The 2,058-nt window shown below is 33.0% G+C and carries 1 pseudogene; it reads left to right on the top strand.

Annotated features, from left to right (window positions below):
• Positions 1-2,058: pseudogene (locus tag HMPREF9078_RS12030) on the top strand (hypothetical protein); the annotation flags it as partial.

The raw sequence follows: 2,058 nt of genomic DNA, 5'->3' as shown, positions 1-2,058 counted from the left end.
TCTACCGCGACTGGAAGCAAATCAACGACCCTAAAGTAAAACTGTATGCCTTCCAAGGACAAAGTGAAGGAGAATTTGCAGGTAAAATATGGCTTACCCCTGATTGGCGACCTTTTAAATATGATAGATCCCATATCACAGCTATTGATAGAGAGGAACTATCAGAAATACCACAAGGAGCTTTGCCCGCAATTTTAGGAGAAGATAAAAAAGCCTACTACGCCGAGTTCTCTAATAAAGAATTTGTAGGTTATAAAAATTTAGATGGACTCTTTTTAAAACTTGATTATCAAACATCAATAAATGATGAAACAGTAATTTATCTATATAGAACAGGTAATTCTTGTGGTAGTGATACTTATTACAAAACTAGTTGGGGATACATTAAAGATAAAAAAGGTACTGTTAGTTTTACAGTAACTCCTATTACTTTTGTAAATACAGTAACCTGTACCAATGCTAACCCGACAGTCAGTCCTTGTGACAATTTTAGAGTAATTAAAACCTCTGACCTTGCTGAAATAGAACAATATCGTAAAGATTTAAAAGAGTATTTAGCAAATGCTATTAAAAAAATAGCAACTTCACGAAAAAAAGAAGTTGTTGCTGTTGGACAATACAACCATATTGTAAATAACTTTGTAACTAATGTACCTGAAAAACAACTCTATGAATTAGAAGAAAAATTACATCTATTATCGTATTATACAAAAATAGATGTAGTACTTACATTTTTACCATTAAGAAAAAATTCCTATATACCAGAGCATATACTTTCTGATTTAGCACAAAAAGCAATAGAGGGCGTTTCTGGCAATAAGTCTGATCGTAAGTTAGTATATTTAGTGGTAGCTTCCTCTGAATATGAGTCTATTTTCAAAGAAGGTACTATTAAAAAACTAAATTGCTATACAATAAGTTTTGCCCAGACAGATAATAGCATTATCCGAAGCAAATATAAAGGAAATTCCATTTTTGAAAAACTTCTTACCCTATATCAAGATATTCCTAAGCCTTTGATAATGAATAAATATTATCAATATGCTGATGGAAGTGTAAGAAATTATACCTATAAATCAAAAGAAAACTTACGAGGTTATCCTTTTATTAAAAGTTTAACTTTTTACCAGTCAAAAGAGTTTAGAAGAAATAAAAGTCTACTTCTTGATTTTGATTTAGATCCCCAGCTTTGGAAAATAAAAAATGAGACACGTTTAAAAGAAAGTCTAAAAGCTGAATACGCACAAGATGGATTGAAAAATAAAGCACTTTGGGAAGAAGTAGACATTCATCAGTTAGGCAGGTTTAGAGAGGTGTATATGGATTATGGAATAGACAAAACACCTAATTATCCTCTCTACCTATGGCAAAACTCAGTTGATACTTGGCAGTTTAAGAATAAAGTAAAAATAGCCTTAGAAAAAGGAACGCTCCCTCCTGAAGTCTTTTATGATTTTGAAAAACTAAAGGTTTTAGACGATGCCGTTTATGGCACTTTAGATGTCATAAGCCTTATTCCAGGGGCTGATATTTTCACCGACCCTCTATGTGCCGCCTATGCCTCTGCACGCAACGATGCTACTAATTTAACAATTTACTCAGCTGGAGCTATCTTGCCTATTGCCAGTGGTGCCTATATAAGAGGAGGAGCAAAAGCTCTCAATGAAGAGATTATGGTTGTCGTAGCTAAAAAAGCTGACAACGACGAGGTTGAGTTAGTTTACAAAAACATAAATGATATAGCCCCTAACGAGCTCTATATCGCTACAGCTATCGACAACAAACAAACACAAGCCTTTTTAGATGAAACTAAAAAACAGTTAGACCTTCATTCTATAAACACTCAGTTAGATAACTTAGGAAAAACTGGAAAACAAATAGCAAATCTTGCTGAAGACCTCTCTAAAAAAACAAACAACATACTTACTAAAGCATTCTCCGAAGGCTCTAAGTTTATAGATGATAAGAAAACAATAGAAAAAATTACTCATTATTTAGCCCCTGAAAATGCTGAAAAACTAAAAGCTATTGGAGGTGAACAAGGATTGATAGATTTCT

This window comes from Capnocytophaga sp. oral taxon 380 str. F0488 (genome assembly GCF_000318255.2).
GTDB classification, from domain to species: domain Bacteria; phylum Bacteroidota; class Bacteroidia; order Flavobacteriales; family Flavobacteriaceae; genus Capnocytophaga; species Capnocytophaga ochracea.
Note: the sequence above shows the minus strand (reverse complement) of the source record. Positions and strands in the feature narration are given on the sequence as shown.